The following is a 24,788-nucleotide window of genomic DNA, read 5'->3' on the forward strand; positions in this document are numbered from 1 at the left end:
GAACGGCCCAGAATCGGGCGGGTGAGAAGAAAGCGCCCGGCCGCCCCGGCCCCCGTCCCCGTGTCCGTGCTCCTCCAACAGGAGGCGAACCGCCAGGGGTTCGCCCTGGCCCTGCGCACCCGTCCGGGCGACGACCCCGTCACGAGCACCGCGCTGGACACGCCGCGCGGCAGCTTCCAGGTCTCGACGTACGACGGCCGGACGTTCCAGGTCAGCCTCTGGGTCCCGGGTGCGCTGATCGGTGACGGCGGGGCCGACGATCTGCCGTCCCTGGTGCGGACGATGCGCGACTGGCAGGACGGACGTCCGCTGCGCGAACTCCAACAGGCTTGGCGGGCCTTCCCGTTGCTGCGGACCGCGTTCGGCCACGAGGAGGGGCACGCCGTCGAGGACGCCTGGCAGAACCTGCTGCTGATCCGTCGCGCCGACCACTGGCACGACCCCGACCTGATCGCGGCAGCGGCCGCCCAACCGCGCCTGCGGGCGCTGTTCCCCCGGCTCGACATCAAACCGCTGCCCGGCCTGCTCGACTATCCCTGCCGCAGCCTCCTGCAGTTCCACCGGGTGACCCGCGCCCCGTGGCCGCCGATCGACACCCCGTTCGTCGGCCTCGGCCTCGGGGGCGGCTACTTCGTCCATGCCCCGGACTACACCCCGCTCGGCCGCACCGTCACCCCCGCCGAGGCCGTCGCCGTCCTCCTCACCCACCTCCCCGCCGACTGCGGCCCGGCCCACGAGGGCCAACGCCCGTAGCGGACCTCCCGGGCGGGGAGCCGTCGCCGGTGCGCCCTCAGCCGAGGAGCGCCGTCAGGATCAGCCGGTGGAAGACGAAGTAGGCCAGGAGCGAGAAGAGGACTGCGGTCAGGAGGGACAGCGCGCGTTCCCGGTGGGTGCGGCCCATCAGCAGGGGCACCAGTACCAGAACGGCGAGGCAGCCCCATGCCTGGGGAGCGTAGTGCAGGACCCAGGCATAATAAACGGCCTCCGCTCCGAAGACGCCCGCCAGCGCGGCCAGGGCGACGACGCGCCGGCGCGGGTCGGCACCTCGCCACATGAAGCCCGCCACCCCGAAGAGCGGCCCGGCGACGAACGCCATGCCGACCCAGACCAGGGGGGCGAACAGCGAGCCCATGCCGTCGCGCGCGACCTCCGCGTAACCGTAGTAGCCGACGACCAGGCCGATCTCGGCGAGCAGGCCCGCGACGGCGGCCACGAGCAGGCCGACCCGGCGGGCCGACAGCGCCCCCGCGACGAACGCGACGACGGACCAGACCGCACCGGAGTTGGCGATCTGGGCCCACGCGTCCGGCAGCCAGCCCTGCAGCAGATTGGTCAGGACCCCGAGCAGGAGCCCCCCGACGGACGCCAACACCGTTGCCAGGGCCCAGGTCCGGGCTCTTCCGCTCGTTCCGGGCGCTGCGACGACGGCAGGGGACGTGCTCATGGTGGTGCTCGCTTCTCTGTCGGAGGCTGCATGGTCCACACCTCTCGGTGCAGTGGTAAGAATGTGCGACAGCGCCCTCCGGTTCCCGAGATCAGCCCCGTCCTTGCCCGCTCTCGGTACGCACGATCGCCGCCGGCCCCACCGCCACGGGCCGTCCCACCGCCCTACCGGCCCGCCTCCCGCAGCCAGTCGTCCAGTTCCTCGAAGTCCCGCCCGGTCAGACCGGTGCGCGGATCGACCCGGTGCAGCAGGGCGGGCCCGGCATGCTGCTCGGCGACCCACGCCCGGTCGACGGCGGTGATCTCGTCGTCCACCCAGGCGAACGCCCCGCCCGCCGCCCTCGCCACCAACGCGGGCGTCTTCCAGTGCAGCCCGACCGGCAACCACCCGAACCTGCCCGCCCCGTCGTCGAGTTCGTCCAGCACGGGCAACTCCGGCAACCCGAGCACCGGCGCCACGCACGCGTTGGCGTCCGCCATCCAGGTCGTCGCCCACACCACCCGCGCGGGCAACCCGGCGATCCGCGCCCCGACCGCCGGATCGATCCGCGCCAGCAGCGGATTCCACTCCCCGGTCAACTCCCTGACCTGCCGCTCCGTCAGGTGCTCCCGGTACCCGCCGCCGTCACCCCCGAACGGGATCAACGGCCCGTCGACATCCAGGAACAGCAGCGGCAACAGGGACTCCATCCCCCGATTCTCCCGCACCCCGCCCGCGACCGCCGCGCACCCGCCCCGGCGCCGACCGCGCTGCGCGTCGTCGAGCTCCCCGAGCCTCCGCGTCCCCGTGCGCACCGGGCGAGGCCGGTGCCCGTCCCCGGTGTGGCCAATGTCGCACGGCGGATCTCCGCAGCTCGTGGGGGGTACGGCGGCGGTCTGCGGGTAGGCTGCGGCTGCCCCGTCCCCGAGCCGTCTGGAGTGTGTGCGTGTCTGCGATCACGGTCGTGGGGGTGGGGGCGGACGGCTGGCCGGGGCTGTCGGCGGCCGCCCGGGAGGCGCTGGTCGCGGCGGGGGCGGTGCTGGGCGGGCCGCGCCAGTTGGCGCTGCTGCCCGCCGAGGTGACGGCGGAGCGGGTCGCGTGGCCCTCGCCGCTGCGGGCCGCGGTGCCGGGGCTGGTGGAGCGTTTCGCGGGGCGCGGGCTGGCGGTGCTGGCGAGCGGCGACCCGATGCACTACGGGATCGGCCGGACGCTGCTGGAGTGCGGCGTGCCGGCGGAGCGGCTGCGGGTGCTGCCGCAGCCGTCCTCGGTGTCGCTGGCGTGCGCCCGGCTGGGCTGGCCGGTGGAGGAGACCGAGGTGGTGACGCTGGTCGGCCGGGCCCCGGAGGCGCTGCACGCGGCGCTGTACCCGGGCCGCCGGGTGCTGGTGCTGAGCGCGGACGCGGCGACGCCGGCCCTGGTGGCGCGGCTGCTGGTGGAGCGCGGCTACGGGCCGAGCCGGGTCCGGGTGCTGGAGCAGTTGGGCGGCCCGGCGGAGGCGGTCCGGGAGGGTGTCGCGCAGGACTGGTCGGTGCCGGCCGGTGATCCGCTGAACGTGCTGGCGGTGGAGTGCGCGGCGGCCGAGCCGGACGCGCCGCGCCAGCAGCTGGTGCCGGGCCTGCGGGACGAACTCTTCGAGTCGGACGGCCAGTTGACGAAGCGTCACATCCGGGCGGCGACACTGGCGGCGCTCGGTCCGGCGCCGGGCGAGCTGCTCTGGGACGTCGGTGGCGGCTCCGGTTCGATCGGCATCGAGTGGCTGCGGGCGCACCGCGGCTGCCGGGCGGTCAGCGTGGAGCGCGACCCGGTGCGGGTGGGGCGGATCGTCCGCAACGCGGCCGCGCTGGGGGTGCCGCGGCTGCGGGTGGTGGAGGGCGCGGCGCCGGGGGCGCTGGCCGGGCTGGAGCGTCCGGACGCGGTGTTCGTCGGCGGCGGCCTGACGGTGCCGGGGGTGCTGGAGGCGTGCTGGGCGGCGCTGCGGCCGGGTGGGCGGCTGGTGGCGAACACGGTGACGCTGGAGTCGGAGGCGCTGCTGACGCAGTGGTACCGGCGGTACGGCGGCGAGTTGGTGAAGCTGTCCGTCGCGCATGCGGTGCCGGTGGGCGGGTTCACGGGGTGGCGGCAGGCGATGCCGGTCACCCAGTGGAGCGTGGTGAAGGGCACCGGCGGGGCCGGTGCCGAGGCGAGCGTGGACGTCCCTGCCGGAGGAGCGAAGTGACGGTCTATTTCATCGGTGCGGGCCCGGGCGCGGCCGACCTGATCACGGTGCGCGGGCAGCGCACCCTGGCCCGCTGCGGGGTGTGCCTGTACGCGGGGAGCCTGGTGCCGACGGAGCTGCTGGCGGACTGCCCGCCGGACGCCCGGCTGGTGGACACCGCGAACCTGGACCTGGACCGGATCCTGGCGGAGATCGTCCGGGCGCACCGCGCGGGCCTGGACGTGGCGCGGCTGCACTCGGGCGACCCGTCGGTGTTCTCGGCGATGGCGGAGCAGATGCGCCGGCTGGACGCGGCGGACATCCCGTACGAGGTGGTGCCGGGGGTGCCGGCGTTCGCGGCGGCCGCGGCGGCGCTGAAGCGGGAGCTGACGGTGCCGACGGTCGGCCAGACGGTGATCCTGACCCGGGTGGCCCGGCAGGCGACGCCGATGCCGCCGGGCGAGGAGCTGGCGGTGCTCGGGAAGAGCGGCGCGCTGCTGGTGCTGCACCTGGCGGCGCGTTACGCGGACAGCGTGGTGGAGGAGTTGCTGCCGCACTACGGGCCCGACTGCCCGGCCGCGGTGGTGGCGATGGCCAGCCGCCCGGACGAGTTGGTGCTGCGCGGCACGCTCGGCGACATCGCGGTCCAGGTGAAGGCCGCGGGGGTGATCCGCACCGCCGTGATCATCGTGGGCCGGACCCTGGCCGCGACCGAGTTCCGCGACAGCCACCTGTACTCGACCGCCCGCAGCCGCTGACCCGGGTGCCGCCGAAGAGGTGCCGGCCCCGCACGGACGTGCGGGGCCGGCACCTCTTCGGATTCCGGCGATCAGCTGTGGACGGTCACGCAGGCCCATCCGCCGGTCCACGCCCAGCTGGTGCAGATCCGGGTGTTGTTGGGGTAGTTGCCGGTGTGACCGGAGCTCCAGTTGTAGCCGACCGGGCTGTTCTGGGTCGACGAGGCGTAGCCGTAGTAGTACTGGGCGCTCTGGCCCGGAATCTCGATCCTCAGGTCGGCGATGTAGTCCGAGGTGGTCGAAGGGGCCTTCGAGTAGCTCGACGTGATCTTGGTGACGTTGAGCCCGGAGCCGACCACCTGGATGCAGTTGCTACCGCCGTCGGTGCACCCGGTGGCCGTCGCGTGCGCGGGCATGGCGGTGGCCAGCCCCATCCCGACCACCGCGGCCGAAACGGAGGCGATCCGAACCAGTTTTCCCTTGATCTTCATTGCGTTCCCTCCCGTTGGGAAATTCACTGGGACGAACCTACCGTCCTCGAACTTTCCCTTCCAGGGCCGGGGCGGCGACCGTCTCAAAAACGCTCCCTCCCCCCGCAGGATAGTCGGACATTCCAGGAAATTGACGACCCGAAGAAGAACAAACGAAGCCCTTTTGGCCAGAAAAGACAACTCGGGGCCCGCTGTTTACCAAGGCATTTCCTTGCCAATTCGACAGAAAGTACGGGTCGGGGCAATCGCACCAAAGGCTGTACATCGGCCGAAAAGTTTCAACACCCATACGGATCCACATGTGCGCCAAAACGACCCCGCGGTCCCCTTCAGGGCCTCTGGGACATTCCGTCGGGAAATGCTCAGGACAGTGAGGCGGTGAACTCCTTCGCGCGGCGGGTGATCTCGGCCCAGTCGCCGACGGCGACGGCCTGCGGGGGGACGACGTCGGTGCCGGCGCAGACGGCGAGGGCGCCGTGGTCGAGGAAGGCCCTGGCGTTGCCGGCGTTGACGCCGCCGGAGGCGACCAGCGGGACGCCGGGGTAGGGGCCGTTCAGGTCCTTGAAGTAGCCGGGGCCGAAGACCTTGGCCGGGAAGATCTTGACGGCGGCGGCGCCGAGGTCGACGGCGTCGGCGACCTCGCTGGGGGTGAGCGCGCCCATCACCACGGGGGTGCCGGCCGCGCGGGCGGCCTCGGCGACGGCGGGGCGCAGGCCGGGGGTGACCAGGAAGGTCGCCCCGGCGGCGATGCCCGCGCGGGCCTGTTCGGCGGTGAGGACGGTGCCGACGCCGACCCGGTGGCCGGCCTGCGCGGCGGCGGCCAGGTGGCGGGTCACCTCCGGTGTGGTGAAGGTGAGTTCGGTCCAGGCGATGCCGCCGGCGGCGAGGGCCTCGCAGAGTGCCGCCGCGTCGGGTATCTCCGGGGCCCGGACGACCGCGATCACCGGTCGGGCCGCCAACTGTGCCCGCAGCTCGGCGTTTTCGCTTCCCATTCCTGCCAACTTCCCTTGTCGGTGCGTGTGCTGTCTCAAAAGGCCCGGGCCCTGGTCCGGGTTCAGCCCCGGGTTCAGTCCCGGGTTCGGCCCCGTGCCCGGACCAGGTGGTCGCGGGGGTCGCGGCGCAGCGCCCGCCCGCCGAGGTCGCCGGTGGGTCTGCCGTCCCGGAGCGCGGCGACGCCGTTGACCAGGACGTGGGCGATGCCTTCGGCGGGCTGCCGGGGCAGGTCGTAGGTCGCGGTGTCGCGGACGGTGTCGGGGTCGAACAGGACCAGGTCGGCGTGGTGGCCGGGGCGGATCAGTCCGCGCCGGTCGAGGCCGAGTCGGCGGGCGGGGCGGCCGGTCATCCGGGCGACGGCCTGTTCGAGCGTGAGGACGCCCAACTCGCGGGCGTAGTGGGCGAGGTAGCGCGGGAAGGTGCCCCAGGCCCGGGGGTGGGGGCGGGCGCCGACCAGCAGGCCGTCGCTGCCGGCGGTGTGCGCGGGGTGCCGCATGATGGCGCGGACGTTCTCCTCGTGGCCGACGTGCTGGAGGATGGTGGTGCCCAGCTCGTCGGCGCGCAGCAGTCCGAAGAAGATCTCGGTGCCGGTGCGGCCCTGTTCGGCGGCGAGTTCGGAGATCCGGCTGCCGACGACGCCGGCGAGCGCGCTGTTGCGGACGCCGGAGATCTGGATGGTGTCCCAGTCGGTGACGACGCCGTGGCAGCCGTCGCTGCCGTGTTCCTCGACGTCGGCGCGGACGCGTTCGCGGGCGGCGGGGTCGGCGAGCCGGGCCAGGGTGGCTTCGGGGCCGCCCTCGGTGGCCCAACTGGGCAGCAGGGCGGCGAGGGTGGTGGAGCCGGGCAGGTAGGGGTAGCTGTCGAGGGTGAGGTCGACGCCGTCGGCGAGGGCGGTGTCGACCAGGTCGAGGAAGGCACCGGCCCGGCCCTCGTTGACGCCGAAGTTCATGGTGGCGTGGGTGAGGTGGAGCGGGCAGCCGGAGCGCCGGGAGATCTCCACCATTTCGGCGTAGCCCTCCAAGGCGCCCGCGCCGTAGGAGCGTTGGTGCGGGGCGTGGAAGCCGCCGTGCCGGGCGACGGTGGCGCACAGGGCGGTGAGTTCGTCGGTGTCGGCGTACATGCCGGGGGTGTAGCTGAGGCCGGTGGACATGCCGACCGCGCCTTCCGCCAGCCCCTGCTCCAACAGGGCCTGCATCCGGTCGAGTTCGACGGTGGTGGGGCGGCGGTTGTCCCAGCCCATGGCGAGCATCCGGAGGTTGCCGTGCGGGACGAGGTAGCAGGCGTTGACGGCGGTGGCCCCGTCGAGGCGGTCGAGGTAGCCGCCGACGGTGCGCCAGTTCCAGTCGAAGTCCTCGGGGTCGCCGTTCCAGCCGGCGAGTTGGCGGCGCAGCGCGGTGAGTGCGGGGTCGTCGGTGGGGGCGTAGGACAGGCCGTCCTGGCCGAGGACGTCGAGGGTGACGCCCTGGGTGATCCGGGAGGGGTGGTCGGGTTCGACGAGCAGGCGCAGGTCGGAGTGGGCGTGCATGTCGATGAAGCCGGGGGCGAGCACCAGGCCGTCGGCGTCGATGACTTGACGGCCCGTCAGGCCGTGGCCGATCTCCTCGATCCGGCCGTCGGTGACGGTGACGTCGGCCCGGTGGCGGTCGGCACCGGTGCCGTCGACGACGGTGGCGGCGCGCAGCAGCAGGTCGGCCATCAGAAGTACGTCCGGACCAGGTCGACGACGCGGGGGTGTGCGGCGTCGGCGTGGTCGAGGACGGGGATCAGGCTCCACTTGTCGAAGGCGGTGCAGGGGTGGGAGAGGCCGAGGCGCAGGACGGCGCCGACGGGGGCGGCGGGGCCGGCGTCGCGGAGGAAGGCGTGCTGGTCGTTGAGGGCGGTGACGGTGGCGCCGGCCAGGTCGCCGCCGCCGCGCACGCGTTGGGGTTCGGGCAGGCCCTCGTCGAACGGGAGGTCGCGCTTCCCGGCGTCCAGCAGGGAGAGTTGGGGTTCGGGGTGGGAGACGACCCGAGCCCAGCCGTGCATGGCGGAGCGCAGCGGGGTCGCGTCGGCGTCCCGGGCGAGCGGGGAGATGCCGCGGTAGAAGCCGTCGTCGTGGGCGAGGTAGGCGCCGGCCCGGACGACGACCACGGTGCCGGGGACCTGTGCGGCGAGCGGGGTCAACTCCTGGGCGACGGTGTCGAAGTAGGCGCTGCCGCCGGCGGTGACGACCGGGGTGGCGGTGGGGTAGTCGGCGGCCAGGCGGCGGTGCAGGTCGGCGAGGTCGGCGAGGTAGCCGCGGACGGCGGCGAGCGCCGGGTCGGAGGCGTCGTGGGCGAGGGCGCCCTCGTAGCCGCCGACGCCGGCCAGTCGCAGGGTGGGGGCGGTGCGGACGGCGGCGGCGACCTCCAGGGCGGCGGCGACGCCGCGGGCGCCGGTGCGGCCGCCGGGGCCGCCGAGTTCGACCAGGACCTCGACGGGGCGTTCGGCTCCGGCGGCGCGCAGCGCGGCGTCCATCTGCCGGACGCTGTCGGCGGAGTCGGCCCAGCAGGTGAAGGCGAAGCCGGGGTCGCGGTCGAGTTCGGTGGCGATCCAGGCGAGTCCGGCGGGGTCGAGCAGGCTGTTGGCGAGCAGCAGGCGCTGGACGCCGAAGGCCCGGGCGACCCGCAGTTGGGGGAGGTTGGCGAGGGTGATGGCGTGGGCGCCGGCGGCGAGTTGGGCCTGCCAGAGGGCGGGGGCCATGGTGGTCTTGCCGTGCGGGGCGAGCCGGACCCCGGCCTCGGCGCACCAGGCGGCCATGGTGCGCAGGTTGTGGTCGAGGGCGGCGGCGTCGAGGGTGAGCAGCGGGGTGCCGAGCGCGTCGAGGCCGGGGCGGGTGGCGAGCCATTCGCGGACGGTCAGGCCGGCGGCGTCGGCGGGGATCGCCTTGAACCGGAAGTCGAGGCGTTCCTCGGCGAGGGCGGCGACGGCGACGGTGTCGAGGCCGGGGCACGGCGCGGGGTCGGCGAAGTACGGCCGCCCGGGGGGTGTTTGCTCCGCCGGGATGCCCGTGCCGCCGGTTCCCCCGGCTCCCCCGGTTCCGCTGGTTCCGCTCATCGCCGTGCCTCCGTTCCGACCCCGACCCGCCTGCGAGCTGGGGAGTTGCAACATGCGCAACCTCTATTGCGCATGTTGGTGCTACGGTTCTAGCATTCACGCCGGACGGTGGTCAACGGACCGCGACGCGGCCCGTCCCCCTTCCCACCAGGCACGCAGCACCGGGGCTCACCGCCGAGGCCCGGCCGGGGCGGGCCCGTGCGGTGGGGCGGGGCGCGGGCCCGAGGGCGAGGGAGCGGGATTGATGGCGGATCAGGACGGCGGGGCGGCCGCCGCCCGGGCGGTGTGCCTGGGCGAGTCGATGGCGGTGCTGCTCCCCGACCGGCCCGGCCCGTTCGAGGCCGTCGGCGCGTTCCGCCCCTCGGTGGGCGGCGCGGAGTCCAACGTGGCGGCGGCGCTGGCGGGCCTGGGCGTGCCGACGGCGTGGATCAGCCGGGTCGGCGCGGACGGCTTCGGCCGCCGCCTCACCGGCGAGCTGGCCGCCGCGGGCGTGGACGTCTCCGCCGTCGCCGTCGACCCGCACCGCCCGACCGGCGTGTATCTGAAGGAGACCGGCGGGTCCGGCCTGCCGCACGACCTCGGCCCGGGCCGCTCCCGCCTGCACTACTACCGGGCCGGCTCGGCGGCCTCCGCGCTCGGCCCGGCGCTGCTGGCCGACCCGGCGGCGGCCGCGCTGCTGGCCGCGGCGCCGCTGCTGCACCTGACGGGCATCACGCCCGCACTCTCGGACGGCTGCCTGGCCCTGGTGCGCGCGCTGCTGGCCGAGCGCCGGCCGGGGCGGCTGCTCTCCTTCGACCTGAACTGGCGCCCGGCGCTGTGGCGGCACCGGGACGCCTCGGTGCTGCCGGAGCTGCTGGACGCGGCGGACGTGCTGCTGCTCGGCGCCGACGAGGCCGGGGACGCGTTCGGCACCGGCGACCCGGCGGCGATCAGAAAGCGCTTTCCCGCTCCCGCGACGGTCGTCGTCAAGGACTCCGGACACCTCGTCACCGCGCTCGACCGGCGCGGCGGTTCGGTCACCGAGCCGGCCCTGCGGGTCGAGGTGGTGGAGCCGACCGGCGCGGGCGACGCCTTCGCGGCCGGCTACCTGGCCGGCACCCTGCGCGGCCTGGACGTCCGCTCCCGGCTGCGGCTGGGCCACCTCGCGGCGGCGGGCGCGCTGACCGCCGCCACCGACCACGGCGCCCTGCCGGACGCCCGGACGGTGGCGGCGCTGCTGGCCGCCGACGCGCGCGACTGGGCGGCCACCACCGTCACCGCGACGGGCATCCACTCCCCCGCCCTGACCGCCACCGCTCCGGCCCCGGCCGGCCCGAACACCCTCGAACCCTCGGAACGCCCATGAGCCAGACCGTCACCCGCGCACTGCGCCTGCTCGCCGAACTCGGCGAGGGCGAACGCTCCCTCGACCAGCTGGCCGAGCTGATCGGCGTGCACAAGACCACCGTGCTGCGGCTGCTGCAGAGCCTGGAGGAGGAGCGCTTCGTCTACCGCGACGGCCAGTACCGCTACCACCTGGGCGCGGGCCTGTTCGCGCTCTCCAGCCTGGCCCTGGAGCAGCGCGGCATCCGCCGCACCGCCGCCCCGCACCTCGCCGAGCTGAACGCGGCGACCGGCCAGACCGTGCACCTGGCCGCGTACGAGGGCGGCGAGGTGGTCTACATCGACAAGTACGACTCCCGGCACCCGGTGCGGATGTACTCGCGGATCGGGCTGCGGGCGGCGCTGCACAACACGGCGGTCGCCAAGGTGCTGCTGGCCGACCTGCCGCCGGCCGAGCGGCGCCGGGTGGTCGACACGATCGAGTTCACGGTGCACACCCCGAACACCCTCACCAGCCCGCACGCGCTGCTCGCCGAGCTGGAGCAGGTCGCCGCGCAGGGCTGGGCGCAGGACCACGCCGAGCACGAGGCGTTCATCAACTGCGTGGCGGCGCCGATCCGGGACGCCTCCGGGCGGGTGGTCGCGGCCGCCTCGATCTCGGTGCCGGACGTCCTGCTGCGCTACGAGCAGGTCCTCGACCTGCTCCCCGCACTCCTCGCCTGCACCCGGGCGATCTCCGCCGACGCGGGCCTGCCCGCGCACCGTCCGCATCCCTGACGATCCGTCACGACCGCACTGGAGCACCGCACATGAGCGACAAGAACGACAAGAACGGCAAGACCGAGATCCGCACCGACGGCGCCCCGGCCCCGGCCTGGATGTTCTCCCAGGGCGTCCGCAAGGGCCCGATCCTCCAGGTCTCCGGCCAGGGCCCGCAGGACCCGGCCACCGGCGAGTACCTCCACCACGGCGACGTGAAGGCCCAGACCCGCCGCACCCTGGAGAACGTCAAGGCCATCGTCGAGGCCGGCGGCGCCACCGTCGAGGACGTGGTGATGTTCCGCGTCTACCTCACCAAGCGCGCCGACTTCCCCCTGATGAACGAGGTCTACGCCCAGTTCATCGAGGAGAACATCCCCGCCGGCGGCGTCAAGCCCTGCCGCACCACGATCTTCGTCGAACTCCCCCAGGAGCCCATGCTGGTGGAGATCGACGCCCAGGCCGTCGTGACCGACTGACGACGAGGACGCGGCCGGCACCGCCCGGGGGCCCGCCCCCGACCGGCTGACGCCCTGGCCGTCCCCGGCCGGAAGCGTCGGCCGTCCGGGCGGTGCCGCTCCGCACGGCAGGCCGGACAGCGGTGGTCGGCGGCGTGGACGCGTTGGCACGGCACCCCCCGCCGACCGCTACCATCCCTCCTTGATCAATCGTGTCGGGAACATGCCCACACGACAGGACCCGGGGGTTGAACACAGTGACCACAAGTTTCGTGCGCCGGTGCGCCGCGGCGGCCCTGGCGGCCACTGCGGTGTTCGCCGCCTCCTCGCCGGCGACCGCTGTCGTCGGCGGGCACGCCGTCGCGGCAGGCCAGGCCCCGTACCTCGTCGCTCTGCAGAACGGCCCGCGCCCCTGCGGCGGCACCGTCGTGGACGCCACCACCGTCCTGACGGCCGCGCACTGCGTGGCCGGAGCCCGCCCCGCCGGGATGAGCGTGCGCGCCGGGAGCCTGAGCCGGACCTCCGGCGGCCGGACGGCGGCCGTGGCCGAGATCCGGCTGCACCCCGACTACGACGCCCAGGCCATCGACTACGACCTCGCGATCGTGAAGCTGGCCACCCCGCTCGTCCTCGACGGGAAGAGCACCGCCGCGCTCCCCCTGATCGGCTCCGGCGAGCACCTGGGCGGCGGCACCGTCGTCACCGCGTACGGCTGGGGCGCGACCGCCGAGGGCGGCGCACCCGCGGCCACCGCACAGCAGGCGGACGTGCCGGTCGTCGCCAACGACACCTGCAAGCAGAGGTACGAGGGGTTCAACGACATCACCGACCGGATGCTCTGCGCCGGGGCGGACACCACGGGCGACGCCTGCCAGGGCGACTCGGGCAGCCCCCTGGTCCACGACGGCCGACTGGCCGCCCTCGTCTCCTGGGGCTACGGCTGCGGCCGCTCCGCCTACCCGGGCGTCTACACCGACATCGCCGAGCTGCGCCCCTGGATCGACGCCAACCGGGGCCCCGCCGCTCCGGCCGCCCCGGCCCACGCCCCGACCGCCGCACCCGTCGGCGCCGACCACGGCTGCCCCGCCGACAGCGTGTGCCTCTACAAGACCGACGACGACTACCGGAACAACCGGCCGGCCGTCTCCGACAACCTCGCCCTGCGCAGCGCCACGACGGTGACGGCGATCCCGGCCGGCGGCTACGCCGAGATCGTCAACAACACCCGGCCCGTTCCCGAGTACAGCTCCGAAGGCACGATCGTGGCCGGCCTGCTCGGGCTGTGCGTCTACCTGCCGGCCGAGACCGAGTCACCCGGCACCGACACGGCCACCGCCTCCGGTTCCGTCGACACCCTGGTCGTCGGTCCCACCCAGGCCTCCGTGGGCTCGCTCATCGTCCCCTGCCCGGCGCAGTAGCCGGCGGAGCGGACACGCGGTGGGGGCCGCCGCCGGGTGGTTCCCGGTGGCGGCCCCGGTGGCTGTGGGCCCGGTCAGCCGATGCGGACGAGGCCGGCGGTGGCGGTGGCGCCCTGGTGGGCGGGGTCGCCGGCGTAGGTGGCGGTGTAGCCGAGGTTGAGCAGGACGGTGACGACCGGGCAGGGGCCGGTGCAGGTGGCGACACCGGACGCGTTGGTGGTGGCGGTGCAGACGGGGGTGGTGCCGACGGTGAAGGTGATCGTGGCGCCGGGGACGGGCCTGCCGGTGGTGGTGTCGGTCAGGGTGGCGGACAGGTCGAGGTTGACGTTCAACTGGCCGGGCGCGATCGAGAGCAGCAGCGGGTTCGCCGTCAGCTTCGTGGCGTCCTTGGTGTAGGTGTAGCGGTCGGCGGCCGTGGCGGTGCTGGTGCCGCCGGGGGTGGTGACGGTGACGTCGACCGGCCCTGCGGCCGGGGCGGCGGGGGCGGTGGCGGTGAGCGTGCTGTCGTCGACGACGGTGAACGAGAGGGCCGGGGCGGTGCCGAAGGCGACGGCGGTGGTGCCGGTGAGGTGGCTGCCGGTGATCGTGACGGCGGTGCCGCCGGCGGCGGGGCCGGTGGCCGGGGCGAGGCCGGTGACGGCCGGCGCGGGGACCCGGTAGGTGTAGCTGCCGGCGGGCACGGTGCGGCCCTTGGAGGTCAGGGCGACACCGACGGTCCCGGCGGCGTGCGCGGGCGCGGTGGCGGTGACGGTGCTGTCGTTGACGACGGTCACGCCGGTGGCGGGGGTGCCGTCGAAGGTGACGGCGGTGGTACCGGTCAGGTGGGTGCCGGTCAGGGTGACGGTGGTAGCGCCGGTGGTCGGACCGTGATCGGGCGCCAGACCGGTAACAGCGGGCAGGACGGCCTTGCCCATCGCCAGGCCGTACGGGCGGGCGCCCGTGGGGACGGTGGCGGTGACGGTGCGCGTAGCGGTGTCGATCACCGACATGGTGCCGGAGAAGGCGTTGGCGACGTAGACGCGGGTGCCGTCCGGGTCGGCCAGGACGGCGCGCGGCCCGCCGCCGACCGGAACGGTGGCGGTCACGGTGTTGGTCACGGCGTCGATGACCGAGACCGCGCTGCCCGTCCAGTTGCCGACGTAGACGCTCCCGCCGTCCGGGGTGACGGCGATCCCCTGGGGCTGCGAGCCGACCGTGACGGTCGCGGTGACCGTGTTGGTGGCGGCGTCGATCACCAGCACGCTGCTGTTGTTGTACCGGGCGACGTAGACGCGGGTGCCGTCGGGGCTGACGGCGATCCCGGACGGGGAGGCGGCGGGGACGGTGGCGGTGGTGGCCAGCGTCGCGGTGTCGACCACCGACACCGCGTCGGCGAAGAAATCGCCGATGTAGAGCCGACCGCCGTCCGGGGACAGCGCGATGGCGGCCGGGTAGCCGCCGGTGGGCAGGGTGGCGGTGACGGTCAGGGAGGAGGTGTCGATCACCTCGACCCCGCCGGGACTGCCCGTGTGGGCCACGTAGACGCGGGCGCCGTCCGGGGAGACGACCACCGACTGGGGCGACTGGCCGACCGTGACGGTCGCGGCGAGCGTGTTGGTGGCGGTGTCGAGCACCGAGACGGAGTTACCGCCGTAGTCGGTGACCCACGCCTGCGAGCCGTCCGGGGTGAGCGCCACGTCGGCGGGCCCCGTACCGGCAGGAATGGTGGCCACCGTCGCCCCGGTCGCCGAGTCGACGGCGGAGACGGAGTTGTCGGACAGGTTGGCGACGTAGATCAGTTGGCCCGGGCCGGCGGCGTGCGCGGGCACGGCCGGCAGTACCGCGGCGGCGGTACCGAGCAGTGCGGTGGCCAGCGAGGCCGCCGCCACTCGCCGCAGTCTCCCCCAGCGCCCCGGGCGTATCGCCGTGTGATCGGTGGTCAGTGCCATGTGTTCCGCCTCTCGCGGGATGCAGAAGCCCGGCCGAACGGCCGGACCCTGTCAAATCACGCTAGCTGCACTGAACTTGACGCATCATCGGATGAATGATGATGAACGTTTCTGATCATTCACAATCGGAATGTGACCATCCGGGGCTGGAGCGGCAGACCGCGCCGACCTCCACCGGGGACTGCTCCGACTCGTCCGCAGCACCATCCGCCTGTGCCGCCCGGAACCTCGTGCCGAAACGGACCGGTCGAGCCCGCTCGACGATCTGCAGGCGCCTCCGCCACCACGCCTCAGGGGCCCAGGGGTTCGGCCCGGCCCACCACCGCGCCCGCGCGGTCGACGCAGATCACGTCGACCGCGACGGGCGCGCCCCGCAGCACCTCCAGCGCCACCCGGCGGGCGTGCCGGGCCACCGCGTCACCCAGCGGGACGCCCGCCGCCGCACACACCTGGACCGCCTCCAGCGCGGTGTTGGCGGCCGCCACCCGGGCCGCCAGCTCCGGTGGCGCGCCCGCCTCCCGGGCCAGGTCGGCCAGGTGCGCGGTGTCGACCTGGGAGCGCCCCGAGTGCAGGTCCAGGTGGCCCGCCGCGAGTTTGGAGAGTTTGGCGAAGCCGCCGCACACCGTCAGCCGCGGCACCGGGTGCCGGCGCAGGTACTTGAGCACCGCGCCCGCGAAGTCGCCCATGTCCAGCAGCGCGTCCTCGGGCAGCCCGTACGCGGCGGCGACCACCTTCTCCGAGGTCGAACCGGTCGCGCCCGCCACGTGGGTGCGCCCGGCGGCCCGGGCCACGTCGATGCCGCGCCGGATCGAGTCGATCCACGCCGAGCACGAGTACGGGACGACGATGCCGGTGGTGCCGAGGATCGACAGCCCTCCGAGGATGCCCAGCCGCGGGTTCCAGGTCCGGCGCGCCAGCTCCTCGCCGCCGTCGACCGACAGCTCCACCTCCACGTCCCCGGACGCCCCGAACTCCCCCGCCACCTCGGCGATCGCGGCCCGGATCAGCTGCCGGGGCACCGGGTTGACGGCCGGCTCGCCGACCGGCAGTGGCAGGCCCGGCTTGGTGACCGTCCCCACCCCCGGCCCGGCCCGGAACACCACCCCGCTGCCCGCCGCACCCGCCCGCACGGTGGCCCGCACCAGTGCGCCGTGCGTCACGTCCGGGTCGTCGCCCGCGTCCTTCACCACCCCGGCCGTCGCCCGGCCCGCCGCCAACTCCTCGACGGCCAGCGCGAACGCGGGCCGCTCCCCGCGCGGCAGCACGATCTCCACCGGATCGGGGAACCTGCCGCCCAGCAGCGCCGTGTACGCGGCCTTGGCCGCCGCCGTGGCACACGCCCCCGTCGTCCACCCCGGCCGCAACCCGCTGCTGCGCAACTGCCCGGCCCGCCCACCGCTCACGTCCGCGCCCATCTCCCGCTCCTTCCGCTCACCCGGCCGCCCGGCCGTGGCACCGGCCTCCGGCACCCGGCCCCCGCCCCGCAATATCCCGCGCCCGGCCCCGGTTAGAGTGAAAAGTCCGCCCCACCGGCCCCGGGAGTCCCGCATGCACGTCCTGATCCTCGGCGGCACCACCGAGGCCCGCCGGCTGGCCGACCAGCTGGCCGCCGATCCGGCGCTGCGGGTGACCAGTTCGCTCGCCGGCCGGGTGGACCGGCCCCGGCTGCCCGCCGGGGAGGTCCGGATCGGCGGCTTCGGCGGCCCGGCCGGCCTGGCCGCCTGGCTGCGCGCCCACCGGGTCGCCGCCCTGCTGGACGCCACCCACCCGTTCGCGGAGACCATGAGCCGCAACGCGGCCCTCGCCGCCGCCGAGACCGGCACCCCGCTGCTCGCGCTGCGCCGCCCCAGCTGGCAGCCCGTGGCCGGCGACCGCTGGCACCCGGTACCGGACCTGGCGGCCGCCGCGGCCGCGCTGCCCGGGCTCGGCCGCCGGGTGTTCCTGACCACCGGCCGCCAGGGCATCGCCGCCTTCGCCCGCCTCGACGGGCTGTGGTTCCTGGCCCGCTCGGTCGAACCGCCGGCCGCGCCGATGCCCGCCGCGACCGAAGTCCTGCTGGAGCGCGGCCCGTTCAGCCTGGACGGGGAGCGCGCGCTGCTGCGCGCGCACCGCATCGAGGTGCTGGTCACCAAGGACAGCGGCAGCGCCGCGACCGCGCCCAAGCTGACCGCCGCCCGCGAACTCGGCCTGCCCGTCGTGGTGGTGCAGCGCCCGCAGGCCCCGCAGGGCGTCCGCACCGCCCCGGACGGCGCCGGGGCGGTCGACTGGCTGCGCACGCTGGGAATCTGATGGACCGTCAGCGGTGGCTCACTCCTCGGGGTAGCGGCGCGGCGTCCACACCACCTGCTGCCCGCCGCCGCGCCGGACCCACCGGGTCCGGGTGGAGCCGATCAGCAGCAGGGTGCGCATGTCGACCTCGGCCGGGTCGAGCGCGCCGAGTTCCACCGTCCGGACCCGCTCGGTCGGGCCGCCGACGTCCCGGGCCAGCACCACGGGCGTCGCCGAGTCGCGGTACTCCAGCATCAGGTCGCGGGCCGAACCGACCTGCGTGGTGCGGGACTTGGAGCCGGGGTTGTACAGCGCCACGACCAGGTCGGCCTCGGCGGCGGCCCGCAGTCGGCGGGCGATCACCTCCCAGGGCTTGAGCCGGTCGGAGAGCGAGATCACCGCGTAGTCGTGGCCGAGCGGGGCGCCGACCCGGGACGCGGCGGCGTGCGCGGCGGTCATGCCGGGCAGCACGCGCACGGGGACGTCCCGGTAGGGGTCCTCGCAGGCGGCCTCCAGGACGGCGGTGGCCATGGCGAACACGCCGGGGTCGCCGGAGGAGACCACCGCGACCCGGCGGCCGCGGCGCGCCAACTCCAGGGCGAACTCGGCCCGGACGCCCTCGACCTTGTTGTCGGAGCTGTGCCGGACCTGCCCGGGACGGACCGGCACCCGGTCGAGGTAGGTGGTGTAGCCGACCAGGTCGGTGGCGTTCGCGAGCGCGCCGCGCGCCTCGGGGGTGAGCCAGAGCGGCCCGGCCGGACCGGTGCCGACCACCACGACCTCGCCGCCGCCCTCGGCGTCCCGCTCCGGGACCCGCGCCGGGGCCAGCGCCTCGAAGGGCTCCCCGGCGGTGTCGAGGGCGGCGACCCGGCTGGGCACCACCGCGACCGAGAAGTACGGGACGCCCTCGGGGTCGATGTCGGCGAGCGCGCCGGTCCGCTCGCCCGCCATGGTGGCGCGCTCCACGTACCGGGCCTCGTCGAGGCGCCCGGCCCGCTCCAGGGCGCGGCGCACGGCGGGGAAGGTCCGGCCGAGCTTCATCACCACGGCGGAGTCGGTGGCGGCCAGCCGGGCCGTCAGCTCCTCCTCGGGCAGGGTGCCCGGAATGATCGTCAGGACTTCCTCGGCCTCGACCAGCGGGGTGCCCAGGCGGGCGGCGGCGGCGCTGATCGAGGTGACGCCGGGCACCACCTCGGTCGGGTAGCGGTGCGCGAGGCGCTTGTGCATGTGCTGGTAGGAGCCGTAGAACAGCGGGTCGCCCTCGGCGAGCACCACCACGTCGCGCCCGGCGTCGAGGTGCGCGGCGAGCCGTTCGGCGGCCTCCCGGTAGAAGTCGTCGAGCGCGCCCCGGTAGCCGCCGGGGTGGTCGGTGGTCTCCACCGTGACGGGGTACATCAGGCGCTCTTCGAGCTGGCCGCCGGTCAGGTACCGCTCGGCGATCGCCCGGGCGTTCGAACGGCCGTGCCGGGCGCAGTGGTAGGCGACGACGTCGGCCTTGCCGATCAGCTCGGCGGCGCGCACCGTCAGCAGCGACGGGTCGCCGGGGCCGACGCCGACGCCGTAGAGCCGCCCGGTCCGGGCCGTCCCGCCGGCCGTCCCGGTGACCGCCCCGGGTTCGACTCCCGCAGTTTCCTGACGCTCGGTCATTCCTGTTCGCTCGCAATCGCGTTGATGGCGGCGGCGGCGATCGCGCTGCCGCCCCGGCGGCCCCGGACCACCAGGTGCTCCAGTCGGGCGGGGTGGTCGGCGAGGGCCTGCTTGGACTCGGCGGCGCCGATGAAGCCGACCGGGACGCCGATCACGGCGGCGGGGCGCGGGGCGCCTGCCTCGATCAGCTCCAGCAGCCGGAACAGCGAGGTGGGGGCGTTGCCGACGGCGACGACGGCGCCCTCCAGGCGGGGCAGCCAGAGCTCCATGGCGGCGGCGCTGCGGGTGGTGCCCAGCTTCCGGGCCAGCTCGGGGACGGCCGGGTCGGTGAGGGTGCAGAGCACCTCGTTGTCGGCGGGCAGCCGCTTGCGGGTGACGCCGCTGGCGACCATGTTGACGTCGCAGAGGATCGGCGCGCCGGCCCGCAGCGCGCGGCGGGCGTCGGCGACCGCGCCGGGCGACCAGAGCAGGTCCTCGACCAGGTCGGTCATGCCGCAGGCGTGGATCATCCGGACGGCGACCTGCGCGATGTCGGCGGGCAGGCCGGCCAGGTCCGCCTCGGCGCGGATGGTGGCGAAGGACTGGCGGTAGATCTCCGCGCCGTCCTTCTCGTACTCGATCATTTCTTGGGCCTCCGCCATTCGGCATTGCGCGCCTCGGCCACTGCCTCGGCGGTCTCGTTCTCGGTGGTGTCGCGCACGGAGCCGTCCACGGTGACGCGGTGCCCGGCCGCGGTGGCCAGCACGTCGACCCAGCGCCCGGCGGGGTGTCCGCAGCGGCGGCCGCAGCCGGACCAGTGCACGGGCAGTCCGGTGGCGGGCACGTCGGCGACGGCGCGGGCGGCCTGCGCGCGGACGTCGGCAAGCGCTTTCCCGCAGCCGGGCAGCCCGGTGCAGGCGGTGACGCCCTCCCAGGGGCCGCCGGACTCGACCCGGAACCCGGCGGCGGCGAGGCGCGGCACCCAGGCGGCGTCCGCGCCGGGCACCACGACGCCGCGCCAGGGCGTCAGCCGCACCGCGCGCACCGCGTCCGCGTGCGGGGAAGCCGCCTGGTCGAGCGCCTGCGCCAGCAGCCGCCACTGGGCGCTGTCCGCCCGGCCGAACCGCAGCCCGACCGAGACGCCGCCCGCCCCGACCGCGGTGTCCCCGACCGCGCCGAGGGCGGGCCGTTCGCCGGCGAACGGGGGCAGCGGGACATCGCCCTCGGGGAGTTCGTCCTGCACCTCGCGCAGGTGCCAGGCCCGGCCGGCGGCCAGGTCGAGGAAGTCGCGGGCGGCGGCGAGCGCGGCGGGCACCGGCGCGTCGACCGTCCGGCCGCGCCGGGCCCGGCCGAGGCGGAGCAGGGCGCGGCCGCCGCCGACTGCGATCAAGGTCACATCGGCGTTCAGCGCGGCGACGTCGCCGCGGCCGTCGTCGAGCGCGAACAGGAACTTTCCGGACAGTCCGGCGGCCCACGGCGCGGCGCACAGCGCCTCGTCCAACTCCCGTACCCAGGAGGATATTTCGCTCCCCCCGAGGCCCCGGCCGTCGAGGCCGGCCAGCGGGGAGGCGACCAGGTTGCGGACGCGTTCGTGGGTGTCGGAGGGCAACAGGCCGACGGCGCGCAGCCGTTCGGCGAGTTCGGCGGCGCAGCCGTCGGCGAGGCCGCGGAGCTGGAGGTTGCCGCGCGAGGTGATCTCGACCTCGCCGTCGCCGAGGTCGTCGGCCGCGTCGGCGGTGGCGAGCAGCTGATGATGCGTCAAGTAGCCACCGGGGAGCCGGAGTCGGGCCAGGTGGCCGTCCTCGGCGCGGTGCAGGCGGAGCGCGCCGGGGCAGGCGTCGGCGCGGCCTCGGTCGGGCCCGACGGGGAGTGCCCGGTGGGCGTCGGGTGTGGGTGGCATGGCGGCGAGCATACCCACCGGCCCGGGGGCGGCCACTGCCTGCTGCGTCACACCGCGCACCACGCCGCACGCCACGCCGCACGTCCGTCCCACCGGGGCGGGCCCACTCCGGCGGCGGGCCGATTGCGCAGGTCACGGCGGTCCGGGCGGCGCGCGGGGGCGGGTTCCGGACAGCGTCGCAGGTCACACTCCCCCGGCGGCCGATCACCCCGTACGATGCTGGCGGGCACCCCTGGGGTGTCCGCTGCCAGCGACGGCACAGCGGAGGAAGTCCGGTGCGAATCCGGTGCGGTCCCGCCACTGTGACCGCGGCTCAGTGAGCCGCGGGAGCCAGGAACTCCGGCCGTCCTCCACTGCCCGGGGCGAGGACCCCGAGGAAGGTCCGACCCGTGCGCTGTCGCATGTCCGGCCCCGGCCGGTCGCCCGGGGGCCCCGCGCCCGCCGGGCCCGTTCGCGTTCCCGGCGCCCGTCGCGGCGCCCGCCCGACCGGCGTTTTCCCGCCGCACTCGCCGCATCTGCCGCACCTGCCGTCCCCGCCCGCCGAGACGCCCGGGAGGGCCTCCGCATGATCCTGCTGCTGTCCACGTCCGACACCGACCTGCTGAGCGCCCGCGCCTCCGACGGCCCGGTGCCGTTCCGGCTGGGCAACCCGGCCCGGCTGTCGCCGGAGGAACTGCCCGAACTGCTGGCGGGCACCGAGCTGGTGGTGGTGCGTCTGCTGGGCGGCCGCCGGGCCTGGCAGGAAGGGCTGGACGCGCTGCTCGCGGGGCCCCGTCCGGTGGTGGTGCTGACGGGCGAGCAGGCGCCGGACGCGCAGCTGATGGAGCTGTCGACCGTCCCGGCGGGCATCGCCGCGGAGGCGCACGCGTACCTGGCGCACGGCGGCCCGGCGAACCTGGCGGAGCTGGGCGCGTTCCTGTCCGACACGGTGCTGCTGACCGGCCACGGCTTCGCGCCGCCCGCCTCCGCCCCGGCCTGGGGGCCGCTGGAGCGCGCGGCGCGGGACGGCGACGGCACCGGCCCGACCGTCGCGGTGCTGTACTACCGGGCGCACCACATGAGCGGCAACACCGCGTTCGTGGAGACGCTGTGCCGGGCGATCGAGGACCAGGGCGCGCGGGCCCGCGCCTACTTCTGCGCCTCGCTGCGCGGCGCCGAGCCGGAGCTGCTGGCGGAGCTGGGCGCGGCCGACGCGATCGTCACGACGGTACTGGCGGCGGGTGGCACCCGCCCGGCCGACGCGCAGGCCGGCGGGGACGAGGAGGCGTGGGACGCGGGCGCGTTGGCGGCACTGGACCGGCCGATCCTGCAGGCGCTCTGCCTGACCTGGTCGCGGGAGAAGTGGGCGGGCAGCGACGACGGCCTGTCGCCGCTGGACACCGCGACGCAGATCGCGGTGCCGGAGTTCGACGGCCGGCTGATCACCGTCCCGTTCTCCTTCAAGGAGGTCGACGAGGACGGGCTGACGGTGTACGCGGCGGACCCGGAGCGGGCGGCCCGGGTCGCGGGCATCGCGGTGCGGCACGCCCGGCTGCGGCACACCCCGGCGGCCGAGCGCCGCCTCGCCCTGGTGCTGTCGGCGTACCCGACCAAGCACGCCCGGGTCGGCAACGCGGTGGGCCTGGACACCCCGGCCTCGGCGATCCGGCTGCTGGAGCGGCTGCGCGCCGAGGGCATGGACCTGGGCGACAGCCTGCCGGGCCTGGACACGCAGGTCGAGGACGGGCAGCACGAGGGCGACGCGCTGATCCGGGCGCTGATCGACGCGGGCGGCTACGACCAGGCGTGGCTGACGGAGGACCAGCTGTCCCGCAACCCGGTGCGCATCCCGGCGGCGGACTACCGGCGCTGGTACGCGACGCTGCCGGCGGCGCTGCGCGAGCAGGTCGAGGAGCACTGGGGCCCGGCGCCGGGCGAGCTGTACGTGGACCGTTCGCACAACCCGGACGGCGACATCGTGCTGGCGGCGGTGCGTTCGGGCAACCTGCTGGTGCTGATCCAGCCGCCGCGCGGGTTCGGCGAGAACCCGGTGGCGATCTACCACGACCCGGACCTGCCGCCGAGCCACCACTACCTGGCGGCGTACCGGTGGATCGCGGCCGCGCGGCAGGACGGCGGCTTCGGCGCGCACGCGGTGGTGCACCTGGGCAAGCACGGCAACCTGGAGTGGCTGCCGGGCAAGACGGCGGCGCTGTCGGCGGAGTGCGGCCCGGACGCCGCGCTCGGCGACCTCCCGCTCGTCTACCCGTTCCTGGTGAACGACCCGGGCGAGGGCACCCAGGCCAAGCGCCGGGCGCACGCCACCCTGGTCGACCACCTGGTGCCGCCGATGGCGCGGGCCGACTCCTACGGCGACATCGCGCGCCTGGAGCAGCTGCTCGACGAGCACTCGAACATCGCGGCGATGGACCCGGCGAAGCTCCCGGCGATCCGGGCGCAGATCTGGACGCTGATCCAGGCCGCGAAGCTGGACCACGACCTGGGCCTGGACGAGCGGCCCGAGGACGACGGCTTCGACGACTTCCTGCTGCACGTCGACGGCTGGCTGTGCGAGATCAAGGACGCGCAGATCCGCGACGGCCTGCACGTGCTCGGGCAGGCCCCGACGGGGGCGGACCGGGTCAACATCGTGCTGGCGATCCTGCGGGCCCGGCAGATCTGGGGCGGCGTCAGCGCGCTGCCGGGCCTGCGCGAGGCGCTGGGCCTGGACGAGTCGGCGCCGACCCTGGGCGCGGCGGACGCGGCGGAGGAGCAGGCCCGGGCGCTGGTCGAGGCGATGGAGGCGAAGGACTGGGACCCGGCGGCGGTTGCCGGGGTCGCGGCCGACTTCCCGCCCGCCGTCGCCGAGGTGCTGACCTTCGCCGCGACCCAGCTGGTGCCCCGACTGGCGTCCACCACCGACGAGTTGGACGCAGTGCTGCACGCCCTGCAGGGCGGTTTCGTCCCGGCCGGGCCGTCGGGCTCGCCGCTGCGCGGCCTGGTGAACGTGCTGCCGACGGGGCGGAACTTCTACTCGGTGGACCCGAAGGCCGTCCCGTCCAAGCTGGCCTGGGAGACCGGGCAGGCGCTGGCCGCGTCCCTGGTCGAGCGCTACCGGGCCGACAACGACGGCCAGTTCCCGCCCTCGGTGGGCCTGTCGCTGTGGGGCACCTCGGCGATGCGCACCGCGGGCGACGACATCGCGGAGGCGCTGGCGCTGCTCGGCGTCCGGCCGGTGTGGGACGACGCCTCGCGCCGGGTCACCGGCCTGGAGTCGATCCCCCTCGCGGAGCTGGGCCGGCCCCGGATCGACGTGACGCTGCGGATCTCCGGCTTCTTCCGGGACGCCTTCCCGCACGTGGTGGCGCTGCTGGACGACGCGGTGCGGCTGGCGGCCCGCCAGGAGGAGCCGGACGCCGACAACTTCGTCCGGGCCCACGTGCGGGCCGACCTGGCCGAGCACGGCGACGAACGCCGGGCCACCGTCCGGGTGTTCGGCTCCCGCCCGGGCACCTACGGCGCGGGCCTGCTCCAGCTGATCGACAGCCGGGACTGGCGCACCGACGCGGACCTGGCCGAGGTGTACACGGTGTGGGGCGGCTACGCGTACGGCCGCGACCTGGACGGGCGGCCCGCCCGGGAGGAGATGGAAACCGCTTACCGGCGGATCACGGTGGCGGCGAAGAACACCGACACCCGCGAGCACGACATCGCCGACTCGGACGACTACTTCCAGTACCACGGCGGCATGGTGGCCACGGTGCGCGCCCTGACGGGCCGCAACCCGGAGGCGTACATCGGCGACTCGACCCGCCCGGAGACGGTCCGCACCCGCACCCTGACCGAGGAGGCGGCCCGGGTCTTCCGCGCCCGGGTGGTCAACCCGCGCTGGGTCGCGGCGATGCGCCGGCACGGCTACAAGGGCGCGTTCGAGATGGCCGCGACCGTCGACTACCTGTTCGGCTACGACGCGACGACGGGCGTGGTCGCGGACTGGATGTACGAGAAGCTGACCCAGGAGTACGTGCTCGACCCGGTGAACCGGGAGTTCTTCGCCGAGGCCAACCCGTGGGCGCTGCACGGCATCGCCGAGCGCCTGCTGGAGGCGGCGGGCCGCGGCCTGTGGGCGGAGCCGGACGCGGCGCTGCTGGACGAGCTGCGCCAGGTGTTCCTGGAGACGGAGGGCGAGCTGGAGGGCGAGTGACCCCGGGCCCGG

20 protein-coding genes and 1 riboswitch are annotated in these 24,788 nt (G+C 75.2%); of the genes, 9 read left to right on the plus strand and 11 right to left on the minus strand.

Going from position 1 to position 24,788, the window contains the following annotated elements:
• Positions 1-21: 21 nt before the first annotated feature.
• A complete protein-coding gene (locus ACIOHG_RS14545) occupies positions 22-753 on the plus strand; it encodes a DUF6193 family natural product biosynthesis protein (protein WP_400949740.1) in 732 nt (243 codons plus the stop codon).
• Between the two features lie 37 nt (positions 754-790).
• Here ACIOHG_RS14545 and ACIOHG_RS14550 read toward each other — a convergent pair whose 3' ends face one another.
• Both ACIOHG_RS14550 and ACIOHG_RS14555 read right to left on the minus strand, forming a co-directional pair.
• On the minus strand, positions 791-1,444 hold the full coding sequence (locus ACIOHG_RS14550; protein WP_400949743.1) for a DUF6518 family protein: 654 nt from the start codon (positions 1,442-1,444) through the stop codon (positions 791-793).
• A gap of 164 nt (positions 1,445-1,608) precedes the next feature.
• Entirely contained in the window at positions 1,609-2,133 is a 525-nt protein-coding gene (locus ACIOHG_RS14555; RefSeq protein WP_400949746.1) for an HAD domain-containing protein, read from the minus strand.
• A gap of 236 nt (positions 2,134-2,369) precedes the next feature.
• Here ACIOHG_RS14555 and cbiE point away from each other — a divergent pair, with 236 nt between their 5' ends.
• Both cbiE and cobM read left to right on the plus strand, forming a co-directional pair.
• The gene (cbiE, locus tag ACIOHG_RS14560) at positions 2,370-3,638 is read left to right on the plus strand and encodes a precorrin-6y C5,15-methyltransferase (decarboxylating) subunit CbiE (protein ID WP_400949749.1); all 1,269 of its coding nucleotides are present in this window, start codon (positions 2,370-2,372) and stop codon (positions 3,636-3,638) included.
• Complete coding sequence (cobM, locus tag ACIOHG_RS14565) at positions 3,635-4,375, plus strand: precorrin-4 C(11)-methyltransferase (RefSeq protein ID WP_400949752.1); 741 nt, start codon at positions 3,635-3,637, stop codon at positions 4,373-4,375. The genes cbiE and cobM overlap by 4 nt, the downstream gene beginning before the upstream one ends.
• A 71-nt stretch (positions 4,376-4,446) precedes the next feature.
• On the opposite strand, the gene ACIOHG_RS14570 is transcribed toward cobM, so the two are convergent.
• From ACIOHG_RS14570 to ACIOHG_RS14585, 4 genes are all read right to left on the minus strand, one after another.
• A complete protein-coding gene (locus ACIOHG_RS14570; RefSeq protein WP_400949754.1) occupies positions 4,447-4,845 on the minus strand; it encodes a hypothetical protein in 399 nt (132 codons plus the stop codon).
• A gap of 362 nt (positions 4,846-5,207) precedes the next feature.
• The gene (locus ACIOHG_RS14575; protein WP_400949757.1) at positions 5,208-5,837 is read right to left on the minus strand and encodes a bifunctional 4-hydroxy-2-oxoglutarate aldolase/2-dehydro-3-deoxy-phosphogluconate aldolase; all 630 of its coding nucleotides are present in this window, start codon (positions 5,835-5,837) and stop codon (positions 5,208-5,210) included.
• A gap of 74 nt (positions 5,838-5,911) precedes the next feature.
• Positions 5,912-7,534, minus strand: coding sequence for an amidohydrolase family protein (locus ACIOHG_RS14580; protein ID WP_400949759.1), 1,623 nt, complete (start codon positions 7,532-7,534; stop codon positions 5,912-5,914).
• Entirely contained in the window at positions 7,534-8,913 is a 1,380-nt protein-coding gene (locus ACIOHG_RS14585) for an amino acid deaminase (RefSeq protein ID WP_400949761.1), read from the minus strand. Before ACIOHG_RS14585 ends, ACIOHG_RS14580 begins: the two co-directional genes overlap by 1 nt.
• A 244-nt stretch (positions 8,914-9,157) precedes the next feature.
• Here ACIOHG_RS14585 and ACIOHG_RS14590 point away from each other — a divergent pair, with 244 nt between their 5' ends.
• From ACIOHG_RS14590 to ACIOHG_RS14605, 4 genes are all read left to right on the plus strand, one after another.
• A complete protein-coding gene (locus tag ACIOHG_RS14590) occupies positions 9,158-10,258 on the plus strand; it encodes a sugar kinase (protein WP_400949764.1) in 1,101 nt (366 codons plus the stop codon).
• Positions 10,255-11,013, plus strand: coding sequence for an IclR family transcriptional regulator (locus ACIOHG_RS14595; RefSeq protein ID WP_400949766.1), 759 nt, complete (start codon positions 10,255-10,257; stop codon positions 11,011-11,013). The genes ACIOHG_RS14590 and ACIOHG_RS14595 overlap by 4 nt, the downstream gene beginning before the upstream one ends.
• Positions 11,014-11,045: 32 nt before the next feature.
• On the plus strand, positions 11,046-11,474 hold the full coding sequence (locus ACIOHG_RS14600; protein WP_400949768.1) for a RidA family protein: 429 nt from the start codon (positions 11,046-11,048) through the stop codon (positions 11,472-11,474).
• Between the two features lie 236 nt (positions 11,475-11,710).
• Positions 11,711-12,871 (plus strand): serine protease, encoded by a 1,161-nt coding sequence (locus ACIOHG_RS14605; RefSeq protein ID WP_400949770.1) that lies wholly within the window; start codon positions 11,711-11,713, stop codon positions 12,869-12,871.
• Positions 12,872-12,945: 74 nt separating this feature from the next.
• On the opposite strand, the gene ACIOHG_RS14610 is transcribed toward ACIOHG_RS14605, so the two are convergent.
• Together ACIOHG_RS14610 and ACIOHG_RS14615 are read right to left on the minus strand one after the other, a co-directional pair.
• On the minus strand, positions 12,946-14,739 hold the full coding sequence (locus ACIOHG_RS14610) for an IPT/TIG domain-containing protein (RefSeq protein WP_400949772.1): 1,794 nt from the start codon (positions 14,737-14,739) through the stop codon (positions 12,946-12,948).
• Positions 14,740-15,089: 350 nt separating this feature from the next.
• Positions 15,090-16,214: a cobalt-precorrin-5B (C(1))-methyltransferase gene (locus ACIOHG_RS14615; protein ID WP_400949774.1), complete on the minus strand. Its 1,125-nt coding sequence runs from the start codon at positions 16,212-16,214 to the stop codon at positions 15,090-15,092.
• A gap of 133 nt (positions 16,215-16,347) precedes the next feature.
• On the opposite strand from ACIOHG_RS14615, the gene ACIOHG_RS14620 reads away from it, so the two are divergent.
• On the plus strand, positions 16,348-17,088 hold the full coding sequence (locus ACIOHG_RS14620) for a cobalt-precorrin-6A reductase (RefSeq protein ID WP_400949777.1): 741 nt from the start codon (positions 16,348-16,350) through the stop codon (positions 17,086-17,088).
• Between the two features lie 18 nt (positions 17,089-17,106).
• Here the strand turns inward: ACIOHG_RS14620 and ACIOHG_RS14625 are convergent, their stop codons facing one another.
• The 3 genes from ACIOHG_RS14625 to ACIOHG_RS14635 are packed head-to-tail and all read right to left on the minus strand — an operon-like array spanning position 17,107 to position 20,593.
• Positions 17,107-18,714 carry a precorrin-2 C(20)-methyltransferase gene (locus tag ACIOHG_RS14625; RefSeq protein WP_400949780.1) on the minus strand — a complete coding sequence of 536 codons (1,608 nt, stop codon included), beginning with the start codon at positions 18,712-18,714 and terminating at the stop codon, positions 17,107-17,109.
• Positions 18,711-19,337 (minus strand): precorrin-8X methylmutase, encoded by a 627-nt coding sequence (locus ACIOHG_RS14630; RefSeq protein WP_400949783.1) that lies wholly within the window; start codon positions 19,335-19,337, stop codon positions 18,711-18,713. Before ACIOHG_RS14630 ends, ACIOHG_RS14625 begins: the two co-directional genes overlap by 4 nt.
• Positions 19,334-20,593 carry a cobalamin biosynthesis protein CobG gene (locus ACIOHG_RS14635; protein WP_400949785.1) on the minus strand — a complete coding sequence of 420 codons (1,260 nt, stop codon included), beginning with the start codon at positions 20,591-20,593 and terminating at the stop codon, positions 19,334-19,336. The genes ACIOHG_RS14630 and ACIOHG_RS14635 overlap by 4 nt, the downstream gene beginning before the upstream one ends.
• A gap of 264 nt (positions 20,594-20,857) precedes the next feature.
• Positions 20,858-20,933, plus strand: a riboswitch (cobalamin riboswitch).
• Positions 20,934-21,158: 225 nt separating this feature from the next.
• Here ACIOHG_RS14635 and cobN point away from each other — a divergent pair.
• Complete coding sequence (gene cobN / locus ACIOHG_RS14640; RefSeq protein WP_400949787.1) at positions 21,159-24,776, plus strand: cobaltochelatase subunit CobN; 3,618 nt, start codon at positions 21,159-21,161, stop codon at positions 24,774-24,776.
• The last annotated feature ends 12 nt before the right edge of the window (positions 24,777-24,788 follow it).

The sequence above is a fragment of the Kitasatospora sp. NPDC088134 genome (assembly GCF_044741705.1).
In the GTDB taxonomy this organism is placed as follows: domain Bacteria; phylum Actinomycetota; class Actinomycetes; order Streptomycetales; family Streptomycetaceae; genus Kitasatospora.

What these genes read in the sequence shown, in the direction of transcription:
- ACIOHG_RS14550 (WP_400949743.1), bottom strand. Translation starts at nt 1,444, where the DNA reads ATGAGCACGTCCCCTGCCGTCGTCGCAGCGCCCGGAACGAGCGGAAGA.
- ACIOHG_RS14555 (WP_400949746.1), bottom strand. Translation starts at nt 2,133, where the DNA reads ATGGAGTCCCTGTTGCCGCTGCTGTTCCTGGATGTCGACGGGCCGTTG.
- ACIOHG_RS14570 (WP_400949754.1), bottom strand. Translation starts at nt 4,845, where the DNA reads ATGAAGATCAAGGGAAAACTGGTTCGGATCGCCTCCGTTTCGGCCGCG.
- ACIOHG_RS14575 (WP_400949757.1), bottom strand. Translation starts at nt 5,837, where the DNA reads ATGGGAAGCGAAAACGCCGAGCTGCGGGCACAGTTGGCGGCCCGACCG.
- ACIOHG_RS14580 (WP_400949759.1), bottom strand. Translation starts at nt 7,534, where the DNA reads ATGGCCGACCTGCTGCTGCGCGCCGCCACCGTCGTCGACGGCACCGGT.
- ACIOHG_RS14585 (WP_400949761.1), bottom strand. Translation starts at nt 8,913, where the DNA reads ATGAGCGGAACCAGCGGAACCGGGGGAGCCGGGGGAACCGGCGGCACG.
- ACIOHG_RS14590 (WP_400949764.1), top strand. Translation starts at nt 9,158, where the DNA reads ATGGCGGATCAGGACGGCGGGGCGGCCGCCGCCCGGGCGGTGTGCCTG.
- ACIOHG_RS14595 (WP_400949766.1), top strand. Translation starts at nt 10,255, where the DNA reads ATGAGCCAGACCGTCACCCGCGCACTGCGCCTGCTCGCCGAACTCGGC.
- ACIOHG_RS14600 (WP_400949768.1), top strand. Translation starts at nt 11,046, where the DNA reads ATGAGCGACAAGAACGACAAGAACGGCAAGACCGAGATCCGCACCGAC.
- ACIOHG_RS14615 (WP_400949774.1), bottom strand. Translation starts at nt 16,214, where the DNA reads ATGGGCGCGGACGTGAGCGGTGGGCGGGCCGGGCAGTTGCGCAGCAGC.
- ACIOHG_RS14620 (WP_400949777.1), top strand. Translation starts at nt 16,348, where the DNA reads ATGCACGTCCTGATCCTCGGCGGCACCACCGAGGCCCGCCGGCTGGCC.
- ACIOHG_RS14625 (WP_400949780.1), bottom strand. Translation starts at nt 18,714, where the DNA reads ATGACCGAGCGTCAGGAAACTGCGGGAGTCGAACCCGGGGCGGTCACC.
- ACIOHG_RS14630 (WP_400949783.1), bottom strand. Translation starts at nt 19,337, where the DNA reads ATGATCGAGTACGAGAAGGACGGCGCGGAGATCTACCGCCAGTCCTTC.
- ACIOHG_RS14635 (WP_400949785.1), bottom strand. Translation starts at nt 20,593, where the DNA reads ATGCCACCCACACCCGACGCCCACCGGGCACTCCCCGTCGGGCCCGAC.
- cobN (WP_400949787.1), top strand. Translation starts at nt 21,159, where the DNA reads ATGATCCTGCTGCTGTCCACGTCCGACACCGACCTGCTGAGCGCCCGC.